This window comes from Streptomyces sp. NPDC093568 (assembly GCF_044764945.1).
Classification (GTDB): Bacteria; Actinomycetota; Actinomycetes; order Streptomycetales; family Streptomycetaceae; genus Streptomyces.
The window spans coordinates 102,504-118,433 of sequence record NZ_JBIWJD010000004.1; the positions used below are offsets into that span (position 1 = coordinate 102,504).

Sequence of the window (15,930 nt, forward strand, 5' to 3'; positions counted from 1 at the left end):
GGAAGACCCCGTCCGCATATCGGATGTGGAGGATTCGTGTGTATGGCAACGGGCCTCTCAGCAGCAGCGGAACCCCTGCCGCGGATCGGCCTCCTGACGGTCCGTCCGCATCCGCTCGAAGGCGCGCCGGGACGGCACCTCCGCGTCCGGGTGCTCATGTCGTACGTGGGCGACATAACGGTCGTACGCCGACTCGTCGGTCAGCTCGCGCACGTACCAGCGCACGCTACCGAGGACCCGCCGAAGCGACCGCACGGCGCTCCTCCTCCTTCTCCTCCTTGGTCGGGAACAGCCCCGCCGGAGCGGTGATCCTCGACTCGACGTACGGCGCCTCGCTGAGCGTGGACAGGGCCGGGCGCCGGATGTGCCGGACGCAGACGCGGGTGGCGTCGGCGATCACGACGACGACCAGGAGCGCGAGGACCGCCGCGAGGACGCCGTCCACCGTGGAGTTGGTGACCACGGTGTGCATGTCGTCCATGGTCTTGGCGGGCGGCAGGACCTCGCCGCGGTCGATGGCGTCCTGGAAGACCTGGCGCTGCTTGAAGAAGCCGACCTTGGGGTCGCTGGAGAACACCTTCTGCCAGCTGGCGGTCAGCGTCACCGTCGCGTCCCAGACGAGCGGAACCCCGGTGATCCAGGCCCACTTGAGGCGCCCGGACTTCACCAGCAGGGTCGTGCAGACGGCGAGCGCGACGGCCGCGAGCAGCTGGTTGGAGATGCCGAAGATCGGGAAGAGCTGGTTGATGCCGCCGAGCGGCTCGTGGACGCCCACCCACAGGAAGTAGCCCCACAGGCCGCAGACGATCGCGCTGGTGATGGCCAGCCCCGGCTTCCAGCTGACGTTCCTGAACGGCCGGTAGACGTTGCCCAGCATGTCCTGGAGCATGAACCGGCCCACGCGCGTGCCGGCGTCCAGCGCGGTCAGGATGAACAGCGCCTCGAACATGATCGCGAAGTGATACCAGAAGGCGCGCAGACCGTCCCCGGTGACCTGCGAGAAGATCTCCGAGACACCGATGGCGAGGGTGGGCGCGCCGCCGGTCCTGGAGAGCAGGGACGCCTCCTCGACGTTCTCCGCCGCCCGCGCGAGCGCCTCCGGTGAGATCTGGTAGCCCCAACTGCCCACGACCTGCGAGGCGTTCTGCACGGTGTCGCCGATGACCCCGGCGGGCGCGTTCATCGCGAAGTACAGGCCCGGGTCGATGATGCTCGCCGACACCAGCGCCATCACGGCGACCGACGACTCCATCAGCATGGAGCCGTAGCCGATCATGCGGACCTGCGTCTCCTTCTGGATCATCTTCGGCGTCGTACCGGAGGAGATCAGCGCGTGGAAGCCGGACAGGGCGCCGCAGGCGATGGTGATGAAGACGAAGGGGAAGAGGGAGCCCGCGAAGACGGGGCCGTCGCCGCGCGAGGCGAAGTCCGTCACCGCGTCCATCTTCAGCGTCGGCAGGGCGACGACCACACCGAGCGCGAGCATGAAGATCGTGCCGATCTTCATGAACGTCGACAGGTAGTCGCGCGGCGCCAGCAGCATCCACACCGGCAGGATCGAGGCGATGAAGCCGTACGCCACCATCCAGACGACCAGCGTCGACGGCGCGAGGGTGAAGGTGCCGGCCCACGACGACTCGGCGACCCAGCGGCCCGCGACCAGGGCGAACAGCAGCAGGGCCACGCCGATCAGGGAGACCTCGGCGACCCGGCCGGGGCGCAGGACCCGCAGGTAGAAGCCCATCAGCAGGGCGATCGGGATGGTCATCGCGATGGAGAAGGTGCCCCAGGGGGACTGCGCTAGGGCGTTGACGATGACCAGCGCCAGCACCCCGAGCAGGATGATCATGATGACGAAGGTGGCCAGCAGCGCGGCCGCGCCGCCGAACGGCCCGATCTCCTCGCGCGCCATCTGCCCCAGGGAGCGCCCGTCGCGGCGGGTGGAGAAGAACAGCACCACCATGTCCTGGACCGCGCCCGCGAAGATGACGCCGGCGATGATCCAGATCGTGCCCGGGAGATAGCCCATCTGCGCGGCCAGCACGGGCCCCACCAGCGGGCCCGCGCCGGCTATCGCCGCGAAGTGGTGGCCCAGCAGGACGCGGCGGTCGGTGGGGTGGAAGTCGATGCCGTTGTTGAGGCGTTCGGCCGGGGTGGCCCGGGTCCGGTCGACCTTCAGGACCTTGTACGCGATGAACTTGGCGTAGAAGCGGTAGGCGATGGCGTACGAGCCGAGCGCTGCCGCGACCATCCAGGCGGCCGAGACCTCCTCGCCCCGGGACAGCGCGAGCACGGTCCACCCCGCCGCACCGACCAGTGCGACCAGGGTCCAGATGACGACGGTTCGGGGGTTCGCGGTACGCACCGGGTGGTCCTCCCGTCCATGCGGCGACGGGAGGAACGTAGAACAGGAAAGGGGGATGCGCTACACCGCGTGCATCAGGACAACTCGCCTAGTCCTGCGGCCGCTTCAGACGGGCGACGAACTTGTACCGGTCGCCGCGGTACACCGAGCGCACCCACTCCACCGGCTGTCCCTCCCGGTCCAGGGAGTGGCGGGACAGCATCAGCATCGGCAGGCCGACGTCGGTTCCGAGCAGGCCGGCCTCGCGCGGGGTGGCCAGCGAGGTCTCGATGGTCTCCTCGGCCTCGGCGAGATGGACGTCGTAGACCTCGGCGAGCGCGGTGTAGAGGGAGGTGTACTTCACCAGGCTGCGGCGCAGCGCCGGGAAGCGCTTGGCGCTGAGGTGGGTCGTCTCGATGGCCATCGGCTCGCCGTTGGCCATGCGCAGCCGCTCGATGCGCAGCACCCGGCCGCCCGCCGTGATGTCCAGCAGGTCGGCGAGTCGGTCGTCGGCGGTGATGTAGCCGATGTCCAGCAGTTGGGAGGTCGGCTCCAGGCCCTGGGCGCGCATGTCCTCCGTGTACGAGGTGAGTTGCAGGGCCTGGGAGACCTTCGGCTTCGCGACGAACGTGCCCTTGCCCTGGATGCGCTCCAGGCGCCCCTCGACGACCAGTTCCTGGAGGGCCTGGCGGACGGTCGTGCGCGAGGTGTCGAACTCGGCGGCCAGGGTGCGCTCGGGCGGGACCGGGGTGCCGGGTGCCTGGGTCTCCGTCATGTCGAGGAGGTGCTTCTTCAGGCGGTAGTACTTGGGCACGCGGGCGGTACGGACGGTGGCGCCGTTCTCGTTCTCCGCACTGCTGACGTCGGTGCTCATGCTTCGCCTTCCCGGCTCCGGATGCGGGTCACATCGTGATCCCTTCTGTATACCGTCGCCGCCTCTTTTGGTCTAGTCCACAGCTCCATGTGGTCTAGCGGACGAGAGTACTCCGGCGCCGGTGTTTTCGCTGGCTTCTTACTTAAAGGTTCCTTCATATGTAGGTCGCATAACGGCTGGTCAGGGGCCTTTCCGTGACCCTTGACAGGGCTTTTGGTCTGGTCCAAGCTCCCCGTACTGGTCTACACCATTGGTCCAGGTCCCGGCCCAACGCTCGTGCGGGGAGGCAGGGGGGTTTGTGGCATCCCTGAGGAGGGTGGCGTGAAGCGCAAACTGGCAGCCGCGATCGGTATCGCGGGCATGATGGCCTCCATTGCTGCGTGCGGGGGAGAGGGCGACAGCGGCGGGTCGGACAAGGGCGGGGCGGACGCCAAGGAGCTGACCGTCTGGCTCACCGTCGACGCGCAGAACAACTGGCCGGACCTGGTGAAGGCGGCCGACGCGGCGGTCCAGAAGAAGCACCCCGGCGTCAAGATCAACCACGAGTACTACGGCTGGCCGGACAAGAACGCCAAGCTCGACGCCGTGCTCGCCACCGACAAGGCCCCCGACGTGGTCGAGATGGGCAACACCGAGATGCTCGGCTACATGGTCAAGGGCGCCTTCGCCCCCGTCGACCCGGCCAAGTTCGACAGCTCCTCCGCCTGGCTGGACGGCCTCAGGGCCTCGGTGACGTACGACGGCAAGACCTACGGCGTCCCCTACTACGCCGGCGGCCGGGTGGCCAACTGGCGCAAGGACGTCGCGGCGTCGGTCGGCGTGAAGACGCCCCCGAAGACGTACGACGAGCTCACCGCCGCCCTGGACAAGATCCAGAAGAAGGAGGGCGACAAGTACAACGCCTGGTACCAGCCCACCCGTGACTGGTACGCGGCCATGTCCTTCGTCTACGACGCGGGCGGCGCCATCGCCCAGGAGGAGGGCGGCCAGTGGAAGGCCACGCTCTCCTCGCCCGAGTCCGTCAAGGGTCTGAACGAATTCAAGAACGTCGTCGACAAGTACATGCACGGCGACAAGACCAAGGACGAGTCCGACCGCTACATCGTCTACGGCCAGGGCAAGTCCTCCATGATCTTCGCCGCCGCCTGGGAGGGCGCGACCGCGGAGGACCCCAAGAACGACAAGACCGGCAAGCTCAAGGGCAACCTCGAGAACTTCGTGATGCCCGGCCCGTCCGGCAAGAACATGCCCGTCTTCCTGGGCGGCTCCGACCTCGCCATTCCGGTGAAGTCCGACGCGCAGGCCCTCGCCGCCGAGTGGATCAACGCGTTCGCCGGCTCCTCCGGGCAGAAGGGCCTGATGGCCAAGGGCAACCTGCCCAACAACAAGACCGACCTCGCGACGCTGAAGAACGACCCCGCGACGGCGGTCCCGGCCACCGCGGCCGAGTCCAACTGGTTCGTCCCGATGGCGCCGGGCTGGGGCCAGGTCGAGAAGGCCCAGATCCTGCAGACCATGCTGCAGAGCATCGGCACCGGCAAGAAGTCGGTCGAGGAGGCGGCCAAGGAGGCGGACACCGCGATCGACAAGGTCATCAACACCAAGTGACCTTCGGGCGGGGCTCCCACACGGTGGAGCCCCGCCGCCCGTTCGACCTGAGGGACCTCTGAGGAGCGCGCGATGAGTGCCGCAGACACGACCACCCCTGCCAAGGTGCCGCCACCGCGGCAGGCACCGCCGCCCCCGGGCGCCCCGGACACGCCCCGTGGCCGGCGCACCTCGAGTCCGGCCACCGTCCCATGGCTGCTGCTCGCGCCCTGCCTGCTGATCCTCGCGCTGGTGATGGGCTATCCGCTGGCCCGTCTGGTCACTCTGTCCTTCCAGAAGTTCGGGCAGTCCCAGCTGTGGGGCTTCCAGCCGGCCGAGTCGGTCGGCTTCGACAACTTCGCCAGGGTGCTCGGCGACGGCGAGTTCTGGGCCGTCGTCCTGCGGACGATCATCTTCGCGGGCGGCGCCGTCGTCTTCACGATGGTCGTCGGCATGGCGATCGCGCTGCTGCTGCAGCGGGTCTCCGGCTGGCTGAAGGTGCTCATCAACATCGTGCTGGTGGCCAGCTGGGGCATGCCCGTGATCGTGGCGACCACCGTCTTCAAGTGGCTCTTCGACTCGGACTACGGCGTCTTCAACGCGCTGCTCAGCAAGCTGCCCGGGGTCGAGATGATCGGCCACAACTGGTTCGCGAGCGGGCCGGAGGGCCTGGCCGTGATCATGCTCCTTGTGGTGTGGGGGGCCGTGCCCTTCGTCGTGATCACCCTGAGCGCCGGTCTCACCCAGGTCCCCAAGGAGCTGGAGGAGGCGGCCCGGCTCGACGGCGCCGGCGCCTGGGGCGTGTTCCGCTACGTCACCCTGCCCATCCTCAAGCCCATCATCGTGATGCTCACGACCCTGTCGGTGATCTGGGACATGGGCGTCTTCCCCCAGGTCTTCGTCATGCGAAACGGCCATCCGGAAGCGGAGTTCCAGGTCCTCAACACCTACTCCTACGACCGGGCGTTCGTCGTCAACGACTACGCCCAGGGCTCGGCGATCGCATTGCTCACCGTCCTGCTGCTGCTCGGCGTGGTCGCCGTCTACATGCGTCAGATGCTGAAGATCGGAGAGGTCGAATGACCAGCGTGAGCACGCTCGCGACCGCGCGGCCCCGCAGGGCGAAGCTCGGCTGGAACCTTCTCGGCCTCCTCGTCTTCGTCACCGCCGGCTTCCCGCTCTACTGGATGCTCAACACGGCGTTCAAGCCCGCGAAGGGCGCCATCGACCCGGACCCGAGCCTGCTGCCGACCGCCATCACCTTCGACAACTTCTCCCGCGCCCTGGACATCGCGGACTTCTGGGGCCCGGTGGGCCGCAGCCTCGTCGTGTCGCTGGCGGTGGTCGTCATCGGCATGGTCGTCGGCCTGCTGGCCGCGCTCGCCATCTCCAGGTTCGCCTTCCGCGGCCGGAAGATCGTGATCGTGGGCATCCTGGCGGTGCAGATGGTGCCGCTGGTCGCCATGATCATCCCGGTCTTCCTGCTGCTCAACGACCTCGGCCAGTACGACCGTCTCACCGGCCTGATCATCACGTACCTGACCTTCATCCTGCCGTTCACGGTGTGGACGCTGCGCGGCTTCATCGTCAACATCCCCAAGGAGCTGGAGGAGGCGGCGATGGTCGACGGCTGCAGCCGCACCGGGGCCTTCATCCGGGTCGTCTTCCCGCTGCTGGCCCCCGGCATGGTCGCCACGTCGGTCTACGGCTTCATCCAGGCGTGGAACGAGTACCTGTACGCCTTGATGCTGCTCAGCCAGAAGAACCAGACCGCGACCGTCTGGCTCGGCAACTTCACCACCAAACACGGCACGGAGTACGCCCCGATGATGGCCGGCGCCACGATGATGGCCGTGCCCATCGTCGTCCTCTTCCTGCTCGTCCAGCGCAAGATGGCCGCGGGTCTCACCGCCGGCGCCGTGAAGGGATAACGCCACCCGATGACGACATTCGCCAGCGGTACAGACACCCTCACGCGCGACGCGCTGACGGTCCTCCAGCCCGGCTTCACGGGCACCACCGCCCCCGACTGGCTGCTGCGCCGGCTCGGCGAGGGCCTCGCCTCCGTCGGCCTCTTCGGCCGCAACATCGCCTCACCGGAGCAACTGGCCGCGCTGACCGCGCAGCTGCGCGCCGAGCGGGACGACGTGCTGGTCGCGATCGACGAGGAGGGCGGTGACGTCACCAGGCTGGAGGTGCGGGCCGGCTCCAGCTTCCCCGGCAACCACGCCCTCGGCGCGGTGGACGACGTCGAGCTGACGCGGGAGGTGGCCGCCGAACTCGGGCGCCGCCTGGCCGCCTGCGGGGTGAACCTCAACTGGGCCCCGTCGGCGGACGTGAACTCCAACCCCGCGAACCCGGTGATCGGCGTACGCTCCTTCGGCGCCGACCCGGCCCTGGTCGCCCGGCACACGGCCGCCTACGTCACGGGCCTGCAGTCGGCAGGCGTCGCGGCCTGCACCAAGCACTTCCCGGGCCACGGCGACACCGCGGTCGACTCCCACCACGCCCTGCCCCGCATCGACGCGGACGCCGCGGTGCTGGCGGAGCGGGAACTCTCCCCGTTCCGCGCGGCCATCGCCGCCGGCACCCGCGCCGTGATGAGCGCCCACATCCTTGTCCCCGCCCTCGACCGGGACCACCCGGCCACCCTCTCCCGCCCCGTCCTGACGAACCTGCTGCGCGGCGAACTCGGCTACAGCGGCCTGATCGTCACCGACGGAATGGAGATGCAGGCCATCGCCGCCACCTACGGCATCGAACGCGGCAGCGTCCTCGCCATCGCGGCCGGCGCCGACGCGATCTGCGTGGGCGGCGGCCTCGCGGACGACGAGACGGTACGGCGCCTGCGGGACGCCCTGGTCACGGCCGTGCGCGCCGGGGAACTCGCCGAGTCGAGGCTGGCGGAGGCGGCGGACCGCGTCCGCGAGCTCGCACGCTGGACCGCTACGGCGGCAGCGGCACCGGCGGCCGTCGGGGAGGCGCGGACGGACGTCGGCCTGGTCGCCGCCCGCCGCGCCCTGAAGCTGACCTCCGCGGCGCCGTTCACGGCCCTCACCGAGCCGCCGTTCGTCGCCGCCTTCACCCCGGTCGCGAACATCGCGGTCGGCGACGAGACCCCGTGGGGCGTGGCGGCGGAACTGGCCCGGCTCCTGCCCGGCACGGAGACCGGCAGCTACTCCGGTGAGGACGCGGGCCGTGCGGCCCTGACGGTGGCAGCCGGGCGCCGGATGGTGGCCGTGGTCCGCGACGAACACCGCCACCCCTGGATGGCGGCCGCCCTGGACACCCTGCTGGCCGCCCGCCCCGACACGATCGTCGTCGAGATGGGCGTCCCCCAGGCGTCCCCCCGAGGCGCCCTGCACATCGCCACCTACGGGGCGGCCCGGGTGTGCGGGCGGGCGGCGGCGGAGGTCATCGCGGGGGAGTGAGGTCGCCGGCGTTCCCCGGCTTCCCGTGAAGGCCTTCTGGCCGGTACCCCTCTGGCCGATGCCCCGGTGGCTGTCGCCGCTCCGGGTGGCCGGCCTGACGGCCCGGGGGCGAGCCCGGCGAGGACGAGGCCTTTGCTGTGCAGGACGGGCTCATGCGAACGGGCGCCCGCGGCGGGATCCACCGCCGCGGGCGCCCGTCGACATGTCGGGGCCCCGAGTCGCGAGCCACGAACCGCGTGCCTCGCCGGGATGGAGGGTCCGGTCCGGTCCCTCAGATCCCCTGCCAGTCGGGCTTGTTGGCGTAGGTGTGCCGGAAGTAGTCGGCCAGCTTCAGCTTCGACGCGGCGGCCTCGTCGACCACGACCGTGGCGTGCGGGTGGAGTTGCAGCGCCGAGGCCGGGCAGACGGCCGCGACCGGCCCCTCGACGGTCGCCGCGACAGCGTCGGCCTTGCCCTCGCCGGTGGCCAGCAGCACCAGGTGCCGCGCCTCCAGGATCGTGCCGATCCCCTGCGTGATGACGTGGTGCGGGACCTGCTCGATGTCCCCGTCGAAGAAGCGCGCGTTGTCGACGCGGGTCTGCTCGGTCAGCGTCTTGATCCGCGTCCGCGAAGCCAGCGACGAACAGGGCTCGTTGAACCCGATGTGCCCGTCGGTCCCGATCCCGAGCAGCTGAAGGTCGACGCCCCCGGCGGCGGCCAGCGCCGCGTCGTACGCCTCGCACGCCCCCTGCACGTCGCGCGCCGTACCGTCCGGCCCCATGAACGCGTCCATCCCCAGCCCGAGCGGCTCCAGTACCTCGCGTCGCAGCACCGAGCGGTAGGACTCCGGGTGCTCGGCGGGCAGCCCCACGTATTCGTCGAGCTGAGCGATCCGCGCCCGCGAGGCGTCCACGGCGCCGGAACGCACCTTGGCCACCAGCGACGTGTAGATGGGCAGCGGCGTCGACCCGGTGGCCACGCCGAGCAGAGCGTCGGGCTTGCGCCCGAGCAGCTGGGCGATGGCCCCGGCTATCAGCTCGCCACCCGCCTTGGCGTCCGGAACGATGACAACTTCCACGCTGGGCCTGCCGATCTGAAGAGGGACTCGATGGGCACCCTGAAGGGGCATGTGGTTTAGACCAATCTAACAGAGCGGGGTTCCCCGGCCCAGGTGAACGAGCGCCCGCGGACATTTCCGGAGCCCGTCGGGCAGGCGTCATTCCCCAGGGGGGAGTGCAATGGAGACTGGCCGTCCGAACGGTCCCATCGCCGTCCATCACCGTCCCCTCCCCGTCCGTCCCGAGCGACGGCCGCCATGCCCGGCACGACGAGCGCGAGAGCAGGAAGGGCCCATGACCACCACGACGCCGTACCCTCCCGACCCCCAGGCCCCGCGCAATGCGCTCCCCGGCCGCATCATGGCCCGCGAGATGGCCGAACAGCCCGCCGTGCTGAGCCGGATCCTCTCGCAGGGCGCCCCCGCCATCCGCGAGGTCGCCCGGCAGATCGCCGCCCGCGCCCCGCGCTTCGTCCTCCTCACCGCCCGCGGCACCTCCGACAACGCCGCGCTCTACGCCAAGTACCTCCTGGAGATCCGCCTCGGCCTGCCCTGCGGTCTGACCTCGATGTCGACGACCACGGCCTACGGCGCCCGCCCCGACCTGACCGACGTCCTGGTCGTCACCGTCAGCCAGTCCGGCGGCTCACCCGACCTGGTCGCCTCCACACGGGCCGCCCGCGAGGCCGGCGCCATCACGCTCGCGGTGACCAACAACCCCGACTCCCCGCTGGCCGCCGTCTCCGAGTACCACCTCGACATCATGGCCGGGCCGGAACGTGCCCTGCCCGCGACCAAGACCTATACGGCCTCCCTCCTCACGCTCTACCTGTTCGTCGAAGGCCTGCGCGACGGCGACGGCACCGCCGCCAAGGTGCTCCCGGGCCTCGCCGAGCGCCTGCTCGCCCGGCAGGACGAGGTCCGTGCCCTCGCCGCCCGCTACCGCTTCGCCGAGCGCATGGTGATCACCTCCCGCGGTTACGGCTATCCCACGGCCAAGGAAGCCGCCCTCAAGCTGATGGAGACCAGCTACATCCCGGCGCTCGCCTACTCCGGCGCCGATCTGCTGCACGGCCCGCTCGCCATGGTCGACAACGTCTCCCCGGTCATCGCGGTCGTCACCGACGGCAAGGGCGGCGAGGCCCTGCGGCCCGTCCTCGACCGACTCCGCGGGCGCGGCGCCGACCTGGTCGTCATCGGCCCCCGGCACCAGGTCGAACAGGCCTCGGCCGGCTTCGTCCTGCCCACCGAGGAGGTGGCCGAGGAACTCCAGCCGATCCTGGAGATCCTCCCGCTCCAGCTCCTCGCCTACGAGGTCACGATCGCCCGGGGCCAGGACCCGGACGCGCCCCGGGCGCTGGCGAAGGTGACGGAGACGCGCTAGGTGTGCTGTCCCGGGACAGCACACCTAGGCCACAGTGCGCCATCTCAGGTCAGCGAACCCCCCGTCGCGTCCACCCAGCTCCCCGTCACCCACCGGCCCCCCTCGGACGCGAGGAACGCCACCAGGTCGGCCACGTCGGCCGTCTCGCCGACCCGGCCGAGCGCCGATATCGCGGCGGCCCGGTCCCATCCGCCCTCGGTGCCGTGCAGCATCTCCGCCGTGTTGTCCGTGTCGATGATCCCGGGCGCCACCGAGTTGACCGTGATGCCCCGGGGCCCCAGCACCTTCGACAGGTCCCGGGAGAAGACGTCCAGCGCCCCCTTCGTCATCGCGTAGGCCATGGCGTGCGGGAAGACCGCGGTGCGCGCGAGCCCGGACGAGATGTTGACGACCCGGCCGCCGTCCCGCAGCCGCCGCATGCCGTGCCGCACGATGAAGAACGGGGCCCGTACGTTCACCGCGAAGAGCTCGTCGTAGTCCGGCTCCCCTATCTCCTCGATCGGCCGTGAGTTCCCGATCGCGGCGTTGTTGACCAGGATGTCCACCCCGTCCGCATGCCGGTCGAACTCCTCCCACAGCGCCTCGGCGTCCCCCGGCAGCCCCAGCTCGACGCCGACCGCGAACGCCGAGCCGCCCGCCGCCTCGATCGCGGCGACCGTCTCCTTCGCCGCCGCCTCGTTCCTGCCGTAGTGCACCCCGACCCGCGCGCCGTCGCGCCCCAGCCGCTCGGCGATGCCTCGCCCGATCCCCCTGCTCGCCCCCGTGACCAGAGCCGTCCTGCCCGCAAGCACGCCCATGCCGGTGCCCCCTTCGCATTTCTTTAGCGGTCGCTACAAAAATTACCGTAGATCACGCCACGGACCTTTGTCTAGCGCCCGCTATAAAATGCACTCCATGGTGAGCAGCAAGGCGGGCGAGGAGACCGAGGCGACCCCGGTGGCCAGGGCGAGTGGTGCGGCGAAGGCCCGGCCGGCCTCCAGAACCCGTGGGCGTCCCCGTTCCTTCGACCGGGAGACCGCACTGGAGAAGGCGATCCTCGCCTTCTGGGAGCGCGGCTACGAGGCGACCTCCGTCTCCGACCTCACGCGCGTCATGGACATCGGCGCCCCGAGCCTGTACGCCGCCTTCGGCGACAAGCGGTCGCTGTTCGAGGAGGTCGTCCGCGAGTACGGCGTGCGGTACGGGTCCTTCACCGAACGCGCTCTCGCCGAGGAGCCCGACGCCCGCGCCGGCGTGACGCGCATGCTGCGCGAGGCCGCCGCGGAATACACCGACCCGGCCCATCCGCACGGCTGTCTCGTCGTCCACGCGGCGACCAACTGCTCCACGCCCGAGGTCGAGGAGTCGCTGCGCGGGCTGCGCAACGCCAACATCGCCGCCATCCGCAGCCGTATAGAGGCCGACATCGCCACCGGCGCCCTCCCGCCCGCGACCGACGCCGCCGCCCTCGCCCGGCACACCGGCGCGATGATCCAGGGCATGTCGCAACAGGCGCGCGACGGGGCGAGCCGGGAGGAACTGGAGGCAGTCGTGGAAATTGCCATGGCGATCTGGCCCCGCACATGAACCCACACGGGTTAGGCTGCGTGGTGTATGCCAGGGCGTCCTACCACTTCTCCAACTGGTGGGGAGCCCACGAGAGAAGCGTCAACAGCAAACACGCTCCAACGCATGGACACACCCGAGTGGTCTAGTCCACAATGCGAAGGAGTGCGTAGTACCAGAACGCACCGACTTCCGCCTTCCCCGCACAGGAGGGCGGACCGAGGAACCGGAGCTCTCTGCCCTGACTGCCCCGGCTCCTCAACCTTCGGCCGACCGGGACCGCACACCCCACGGCCGATATTGCTCCGGGCTGCGGTGCCGGGAGGGTTGAGGGTCCCTCTCAGGCGCCGCGGCCCGCGGGTGTTTCCGGGCCCGGACCGCTTCCGAAGTGGCTGGTTTCCAACCATGTCCGTACCGCCAGGTACGCTCGGCCACGTGCCCTCCATGAACGAACTCGTACGCCAGCACACGGCCCTCGACGACTCCGACCTCGAGTGGCTCCACCTGCTGGTCTCGGAGTGGCAGCTGCTCTCCGACCTCTCCTTCGCCGACCTCGTTCTGTGGGTCCCCACCAGCGACGGCACCCGCTATGTCTCGGTGGCGCAGATGCGGCCCAACACCGGCCCGACCTCGTACCAGGACGACATGGTCGGCCATCTCGTCCCACGCGGCCGCCGCCCCATGCTGGACGCCGCGCTCGACGAGGGCCGCATCGTGCGGGAGGGCGACCCGGAGTGGCGCGAGGAGGTGCCGGTCCGCGTCGAGTCGATTCCGGTACGACGTGACGGGCGCGTCCTCGGAGTCATCGCGAGGAACACCAACCTGCTGACCGTGCGCACCCCGAGCCGCCTGGAGCTGACGTACCTCCAGAGCGCCTCGGACCTCGCGCAGATGATCGCGGCCGGATCGTTCCCGTTCGCCAATCAGCAGGTCGACATGGACGCCTCTCCGCGGGTCGGCGACGGCCTGATCCGCCTCGACGCCGACGGCCTCGTCCAGTACGCGTCCCCGAACGCGCTGTCCGCCTACCACCGGCTCGGCCTCGCCTCCGACCTCGTCGGCCACGAGCTCGGCAGGACCACCGCGGAACTCGCCCCGACCCACGGTCCGGTGGACGAGGCGCTCGCCAAGGTCGCCAGCGGCTGGGCGCCCCGCAACTTCGAGATCGAGGCCAACGACGGGGTCATCCAGTTCCGCGCGATCCCGCTCAAGCCCAAGGGGACCCGCATCGGTTCGCTCGTGCTGCTCCGGGACGTCACCGAACTGCGCCGCCGCGAGCGCGAGTTGATCACCAAGGACGCGACCATCCGGGAGATCCACCACCGCGTCAAGAACAACCTCCAGACGGTGGCCGCCCTCCTGCGCCTCCAGGCCCGGCGCATCGAGTCCGAGCGCGGCCGGGAGGCCCTCGAAGAGGCGGTACGGCGCGTGGGCTCGATCGCGATCGTGCACGAGACGCTCTCTCAGAACCTCGACGAGCGCGTGGAGTTCGACGAGATCGCCGACCGGGTGCTGGCGATGGTCGCCGAGATCGCGCCCGGCAAGGTCAACGGCCGGCGCACGGGCCGCTTCGGCATCCTGGACGCCGAGGTCGCCACCCCGCTGTCGATGGTCCTGACCGAGATCCTGCAGAACGCGCTGGAGCACGGCTTCCGCGAGGGTGAGACCGGCACGGTCGAGGTGTCGGCGGTCCGCGGCGGCACGACGAAACAGGCCCGCCTCCTGGTCACCGTGCAGGACGACGGCGTGGGCCTGCCCCAGGGCTTCGACCCGCAGACCGCGGGCAACCTCGGGCTGCAGATCGTACGGACCCTGGTGGAGGGGGAGTTGGGCGGTACGTTCGACATGGTCCCGGCGCCGGAGCGGGGGACCCGGGTGATCCTCGACATTCCGGTGCGGGCGCCGAAGTAGTGCCGCGCACGTGCCGGCTCATGCCGTGCACGTGCCTCACACATGCCGTACACAGCAAAGAGCCCTGGACCATGTGGTCCAGGGCCAGTGCTCGTTGCGTCTATGCGATCGCTAAGCGCATCGGGGGTACTGCGCGCTGCGGCTCGGGGGCGGGAGATGCGTACTCGCTGTACGCGCCGCCAAGCTCAGGCTGTTTTAGCGGGGTGGCGGGTCAGGCGGAGGCCTGACGGGCCCGGTTGCGGGCGGCGCGGCGCTTCATGGCGCGGCGCTCGTCCTCGCTCAGACCACCCCAGACGCCGGAGTCCTGGCCGGACTCGAGCGCCCACTGCAGGCACTGCTCGATAACCGGGCAGCGACGGCAGACGGCCTTGGCTTCCTCGATCTGCAGCAGCGCAGGACCGGTGTTGCCGATGGGGAAGAAGAGCTCGGGGTCTTCCTCGCGGCAAACGGCGTTGTGACGCCAGTCCATGGCTGCTACCTCTCCTTGGTATTACGTGCTGATTGCTTGTGAATGTGAACGCTTTCACGAATCCCTCAACAAGTGAAGGGCCTACCGCCAGGTTCCCTGGCGTGGGTCCTGTGATTTGAAGGGGGATTCCGGTGATCAGTGGAGGCCGGTCTTGCGGGCCGTCCCGATCGCCACGTAGAGACTCGCAAACCTCAGCGACGGATACAACCCCTTCCGGAAAGTTTTTTTTGATTCCTCGGTGTCGACTAGGTCACAGCCGTACTTCCATGGGGTGGATCCTGGCCTAAACGTTCGAGTGAAAGGACTTTAGCCCGTTCCGCTCACACAATCACACGCAGTGCACGGCGTACGCCTGTGAACGTCACGCTCGTACGCAGCCCAAGGTGGTCGCCGTCCATCTGGAGGGGCAAGGGGACCTTCGAATGCAAGGTGAACTGGTCCAGGTCGTGCAGTGTGACCGCGTGCTTGCCACGGGCCCCGCGCTCGGGGGACGAAGTGAGCAACTGGGTTGCATACCGGGCAACCGAGACGGTGGACATACGGCTGAGACCGAGTACGTCGAGGCCCGTATCGAACGAGGCCTTAGGCGCCGCGTACACCGGACGATTGCCGAGATATGTCCACGGAGCTGTGTTGCAGACTATGGACAGCACCAAATCGGTCATCGGTTCCTCGCCCGTCCGCTCCAGCGTGATCGTGCCGTGCCGGCGGTTGGGCTCGCCCAGGAACTGGCGCAGGGCCTGGCGGAGATAGAGGGCGTGGGTGGACTTCCGGCCGCGTTCGCGCTGCTGCTCGACCCGGCCGACCACGCCCGCGTCGAAGCCGAGTCCCGCGTTGAAGAGGAACCAGCGGGGCGGGACCGCCTCGTCGTCGGAGCCCGGGGTGCCCGAGGTCAGGCCGAGTCCGACCGTGCGTTCGCTGCCGTCGCGCAGCGCGTCCAGGAGGGCGCCGGTCGCCTCGACCGGGTCGTTCGGCAGGCCGAGGGCGCGGGCGAAGACGTTGGTGGAACCGCCGGGGACCACGGCCAGGCCGGGCAGATGACCCGGATTCGGACCGGCGTGCAGGAGGCCGTTGACGACCTCGTTGACGGTGCCGTCGCCGCCGAGGGCCACGACCAGGTCGATGTCGTCGCTGTCCGCCGCCTGGCGGCCGAGGTCGCGGGCATGGCCGCGGTACTCGGTGGTGACCGCCTCCAGCTTCATCTCGCTGGCGAGCGCATGGATCAGGACATCGCGCGTACGTGCGCTTGTGGTGGTTGCTGCCGGATTGACCACGAGAAGTGCACGCATGGGTTGCAGCGTACCTACTGGGGGGTACCGGGCACAGGTCGAGGTAGGGATCAAGTAAGA

At 69.7% G+C, this 15,930-nt stretch carries 14 protein-coding genes; 7 read left to right on the forward strand and 7 right to left on the reverse strand.

Annotated elements, in window-relative coordinates; genetic code table 11:
- Positions 1-57: 57 nt before the first annotated feature.
- The 3 genes from ACIRD7_RS17920 to ACIRD7_RS17930 all read right to left on the reverse strand — a co-directional run bounded on the left by ACIRD7_RS17920 (position 58) and on the right by ACIRD7_RS17930 (position 3,218).
- Positions 58-255, reverse strand: a complete 198-nt coding sequence (locus tag ACIRD7_RS17920; RefSeq protein ID WP_403454025.1) for a YbdD/YjiX family protein — start codon at positions 253-255, stop codon at positions 58-60.
- Positions 227-2,365 (reverse strand): carbon starvation CstA family protein, encoded by a 2,139-nt coding sequence (locus ACIRD7_RS17925; protein ID WP_403454028.1) that lies wholly within the window; start codon positions 2,363-2,365, stop codon positions 227-229. The genes ACIRD7_RS17920 and ACIRD7_RS17925 overlap by 29 nt, the downstream gene beginning before the upstream one ends.
- 88 nt (positions 2,366-2,453) lie before the next feature.
- The gene (locus ACIRD7_RS17930; RefSeq protein ID WP_031479454.1) at positions 2,454-3,218 is read right to left on the reverse strand and encodes a GntR family transcriptional regulator; all 765 of its coding nucleotides are present in this window, start codon (positions 3,216-3,218) and stop codon (positions 2,454-2,456) included.
- A gap of 321 nt (positions 3,219-3,539) precedes the next feature.
- Between ACIRD7_RS17930 and ACIRD7_RS17935 the strand changes: the two genes are divergently transcribed.
- The 4 genes from ACIRD7_RS17935 (at position 3,540) to ACIRD7_RS17950 (ending at position 8,236) form a co-directional block, all read left to right on the forward strand.
- Positions 3,540-4,826, forward strand: a complete 1,287-nt coding sequence (locus tag ACIRD7_RS17935) for an extracellular solute-binding protein (protein ID WP_403454030.1) — start codon at positions 3,540-3,542, stop codon at positions 4,824-4,826.
- Positions 4,827-4,898: 72 nt separating this feature from the next.
- The gene (locus ACIRD7_RS17940) at positions 4,899-5,888 is read left to right on the forward strand and encodes a carbohydrate ABC transporter permease (RefSeq protein ID WP_403454034.1); all 990 of its coding nucleotides are present in this window, start codon (positions 4,899-4,901) and stop codon (positions 5,886-5,888) included.
- Complete coding sequence (locus ACIRD7_RS17945) at positions 5,885-6,736, forward strand: carbohydrate ABC transporter permease (protein ID WP_403454036.1); 852 nt, start codon at positions 5,885-5,887, stop codon at positions 6,734-6,736. The genes ACIRD7_RS17940 and ACIRD7_RS17945 overlap by 4 nt, the downstream gene beginning before the upstream one ends.
- Positions 6,737-6,745: 9 nt before the next feature.
- A complete protein-coding gene (locus tag ACIRD7_RS17950; RefSeq protein ID WP_403454037.1) occupies positions 6,746-8,236 on the forward strand; it encodes a glycoside hydrolase family 3 protein in 1,491 nt (496 codons plus the stop codon).
- Between the two features lie 271 nt (positions 8,237-8,507).
- On the opposite strand, the gene nagB is transcribed toward ACIRD7_RS17950, so the two are convergent.
- Positions 8,508-9,293: a glucosamine-6-phosphate deaminase gene (gene nagB, locus ACIRD7_RS17955; protein ID WP_403454040.1), complete on the reverse strand. Its 786-nt coding sequence runs from the start codon at positions 9,291-9,293 to the stop codon at positions 8,508-8,510.
- Between the two features lie 274 nt (positions 9,294-9,567).
- Here nagB and ACIRD7_RS17960 point away from each other — a divergent pair, with 274 nt between their 5' ends.
- Positions 9,568-10,656, forward strand: a complete 1,089-nt coding sequence (locus tag ACIRD7_RS17960) for an SIS domain-containing protein (RefSeq protein WP_403454042.1) — start codon at positions 9,568-9,570, stop codon at positions 10,654-10,656.
- A gap of 44 nt (positions 10,657-10,700) precedes the next feature.
- Here ACIRD7_RS17960 and ACIRD7_RS17965 read toward each other — a convergent pair whose 3' ends face one another.
- Positions 10,701-11,453, reverse strand: coding sequence for an SDR family oxidoreductase (locus tag ACIRD7_RS17965; RefSeq protein WP_403454044.1), 753 nt, complete (start codon positions 11,451-11,453; stop codon positions 10,701-10,703).
- A gap of 97 nt (positions 11,454-11,550) precedes the next feature.
- Here ACIRD7_RS17965 and ACIRD7_RS17970 point away from each other — a divergent pair, with 97 nt between their 5' ends.
- Together ACIRD7_RS17970 and ACIRD7_RS17975 are read left to right on the forward strand one after the other, a co-directional pair.
- On the forward strand, positions 11,551-12,222 hold the full coding sequence (locus ACIRD7_RS17970) for a TetR/AcrR family transcriptional regulator (RefSeq protein WP_403454046.1): 672 nt from the start codon (positions 11,551-11,553) through the stop codon (positions 12,220-12,222).
- Between the two features lie 423 nt (positions 12,223-12,645).
- Positions 12,646-14,112 carry a sensor histidine kinase gene (locus ACIRD7_RS17975; protein ID WP_403455075.1) on the forward strand — a complete coding sequence of 489 codons (1,467 nt, stop codon included), beginning with the start codon at positions 12,646-12,648 and terminating at the stop codon, positions 14,110-14,112.
- Positions 14,113-14,323: 211 nt separating this feature from the next.
- Here ACIRD7_RS17975 and ACIRD7_RS17980 read toward each other — a convergent pair whose 3' ends face one another.
- Together ACIRD7_RS17980 and ACIRD7_RS17985 are read right to left on the reverse strand one after the other, a co-directional pair.
- A complete protein-coding gene (locus ACIRD7_RS17980; protein WP_003992873.1) occupies positions 14,324-14,581 on the reverse strand; it encodes a WhiB family transcriptional regulator in 258 nt (85 codons plus the stop codon).
- A 320-nt stretch (positions 14,582-14,901) separates the two neighbouring features.
- Complete coding sequence (locus tag ACIRD7_RS17985; protein WP_403454048.1) at positions 14,902-15,870, reverse strand: diacylglycerol/lipid kinase family protein; 969 nt, start codon at positions 15,868-15,870, stop codon at positions 14,902-14,904.
- Positions 15,871-15,930: the final 60 nt, after the last annotated feature.

What these genes read in the sequence shown, in the direction of transcription:
- ACIRD7_RS17975 (WP_403455075.1), top strand. Translation starts at nt 12,646, where the DNA reads ATGAACGAACTCGTACGCCAGCACACGGCCCTCGACGACTCCGACCTC.
- ACIRD7_RS17965 (WP_403454044.1), bottom strand. Translation starts at nt 11,453, where the DNA reads ATGGGCGTGCTTGCGGGCAGGACGGCTCTGGTCACGGGGGCGAGCAGG.
- ACIRD7_RS17985 (WP_403454048.1), bottom strand. Translation starts at nt 15,870, where the DNA reads ATGCGTGCACTTCTCGTGGTCAATCCGGCAGCAACCACCACAAGCGCA.
- ACIRD7_RS17950 (WP_403454037.1), top strand. Translation starts at nt 6,746, where the DNA reads ATGACGACATTCGCCAGCGGTACAGACACCCTCACGCGCGACGCGCTG.
- ACIRD7_RS17960 (WP_403454042.1), top strand. Translation starts at nt 9,568, where the DNA reads ATGACCACCACGACGCCGTACCCTCCCGACCCCCAGGCCCCGCGCAAT.
- ACIRD7_RS17930 (WP_031479454.1), bottom strand. Translation starts at nt 3,218, where the DNA reads ATGAGCACCGACGTCAGCAGTGCGGAGAACGAGAACGGCGCCACCGTC.
- ACIRD7_RS17970 (WP_403454046.1), top strand. Translation starts at nt 11,551, where the DNA reads ATGGTGAGCAGCAAGGCGGGCGAGGAGACCGAGGCGACCCCGGTGGCC.
- ACIRD7_RS17945 (WP_403454036.1), top strand. Translation starts at nt 5,885, where the DNA reads ATGACCAGCGTGAGCACGCTCGCGACCGCGCGGCCCCGCAGGGCGAAG.
- ACIRD7_RS17980 (WP_003992873.1), bottom strand. Translation starts at nt 14,581, where the DNA reads ATGGACTGGCGTCACAACGCCGTTTGCCGCGAGGAAGACCCCGAGCTC.
- ACIRD7_RS17940 (WP_403454034.1), top strand. Translation starts at nt 4,899, where the DNA reads ATGAGTGCCGCAGACACGACCACCCCTGCCAAGGTGCCGCCACCGCGG.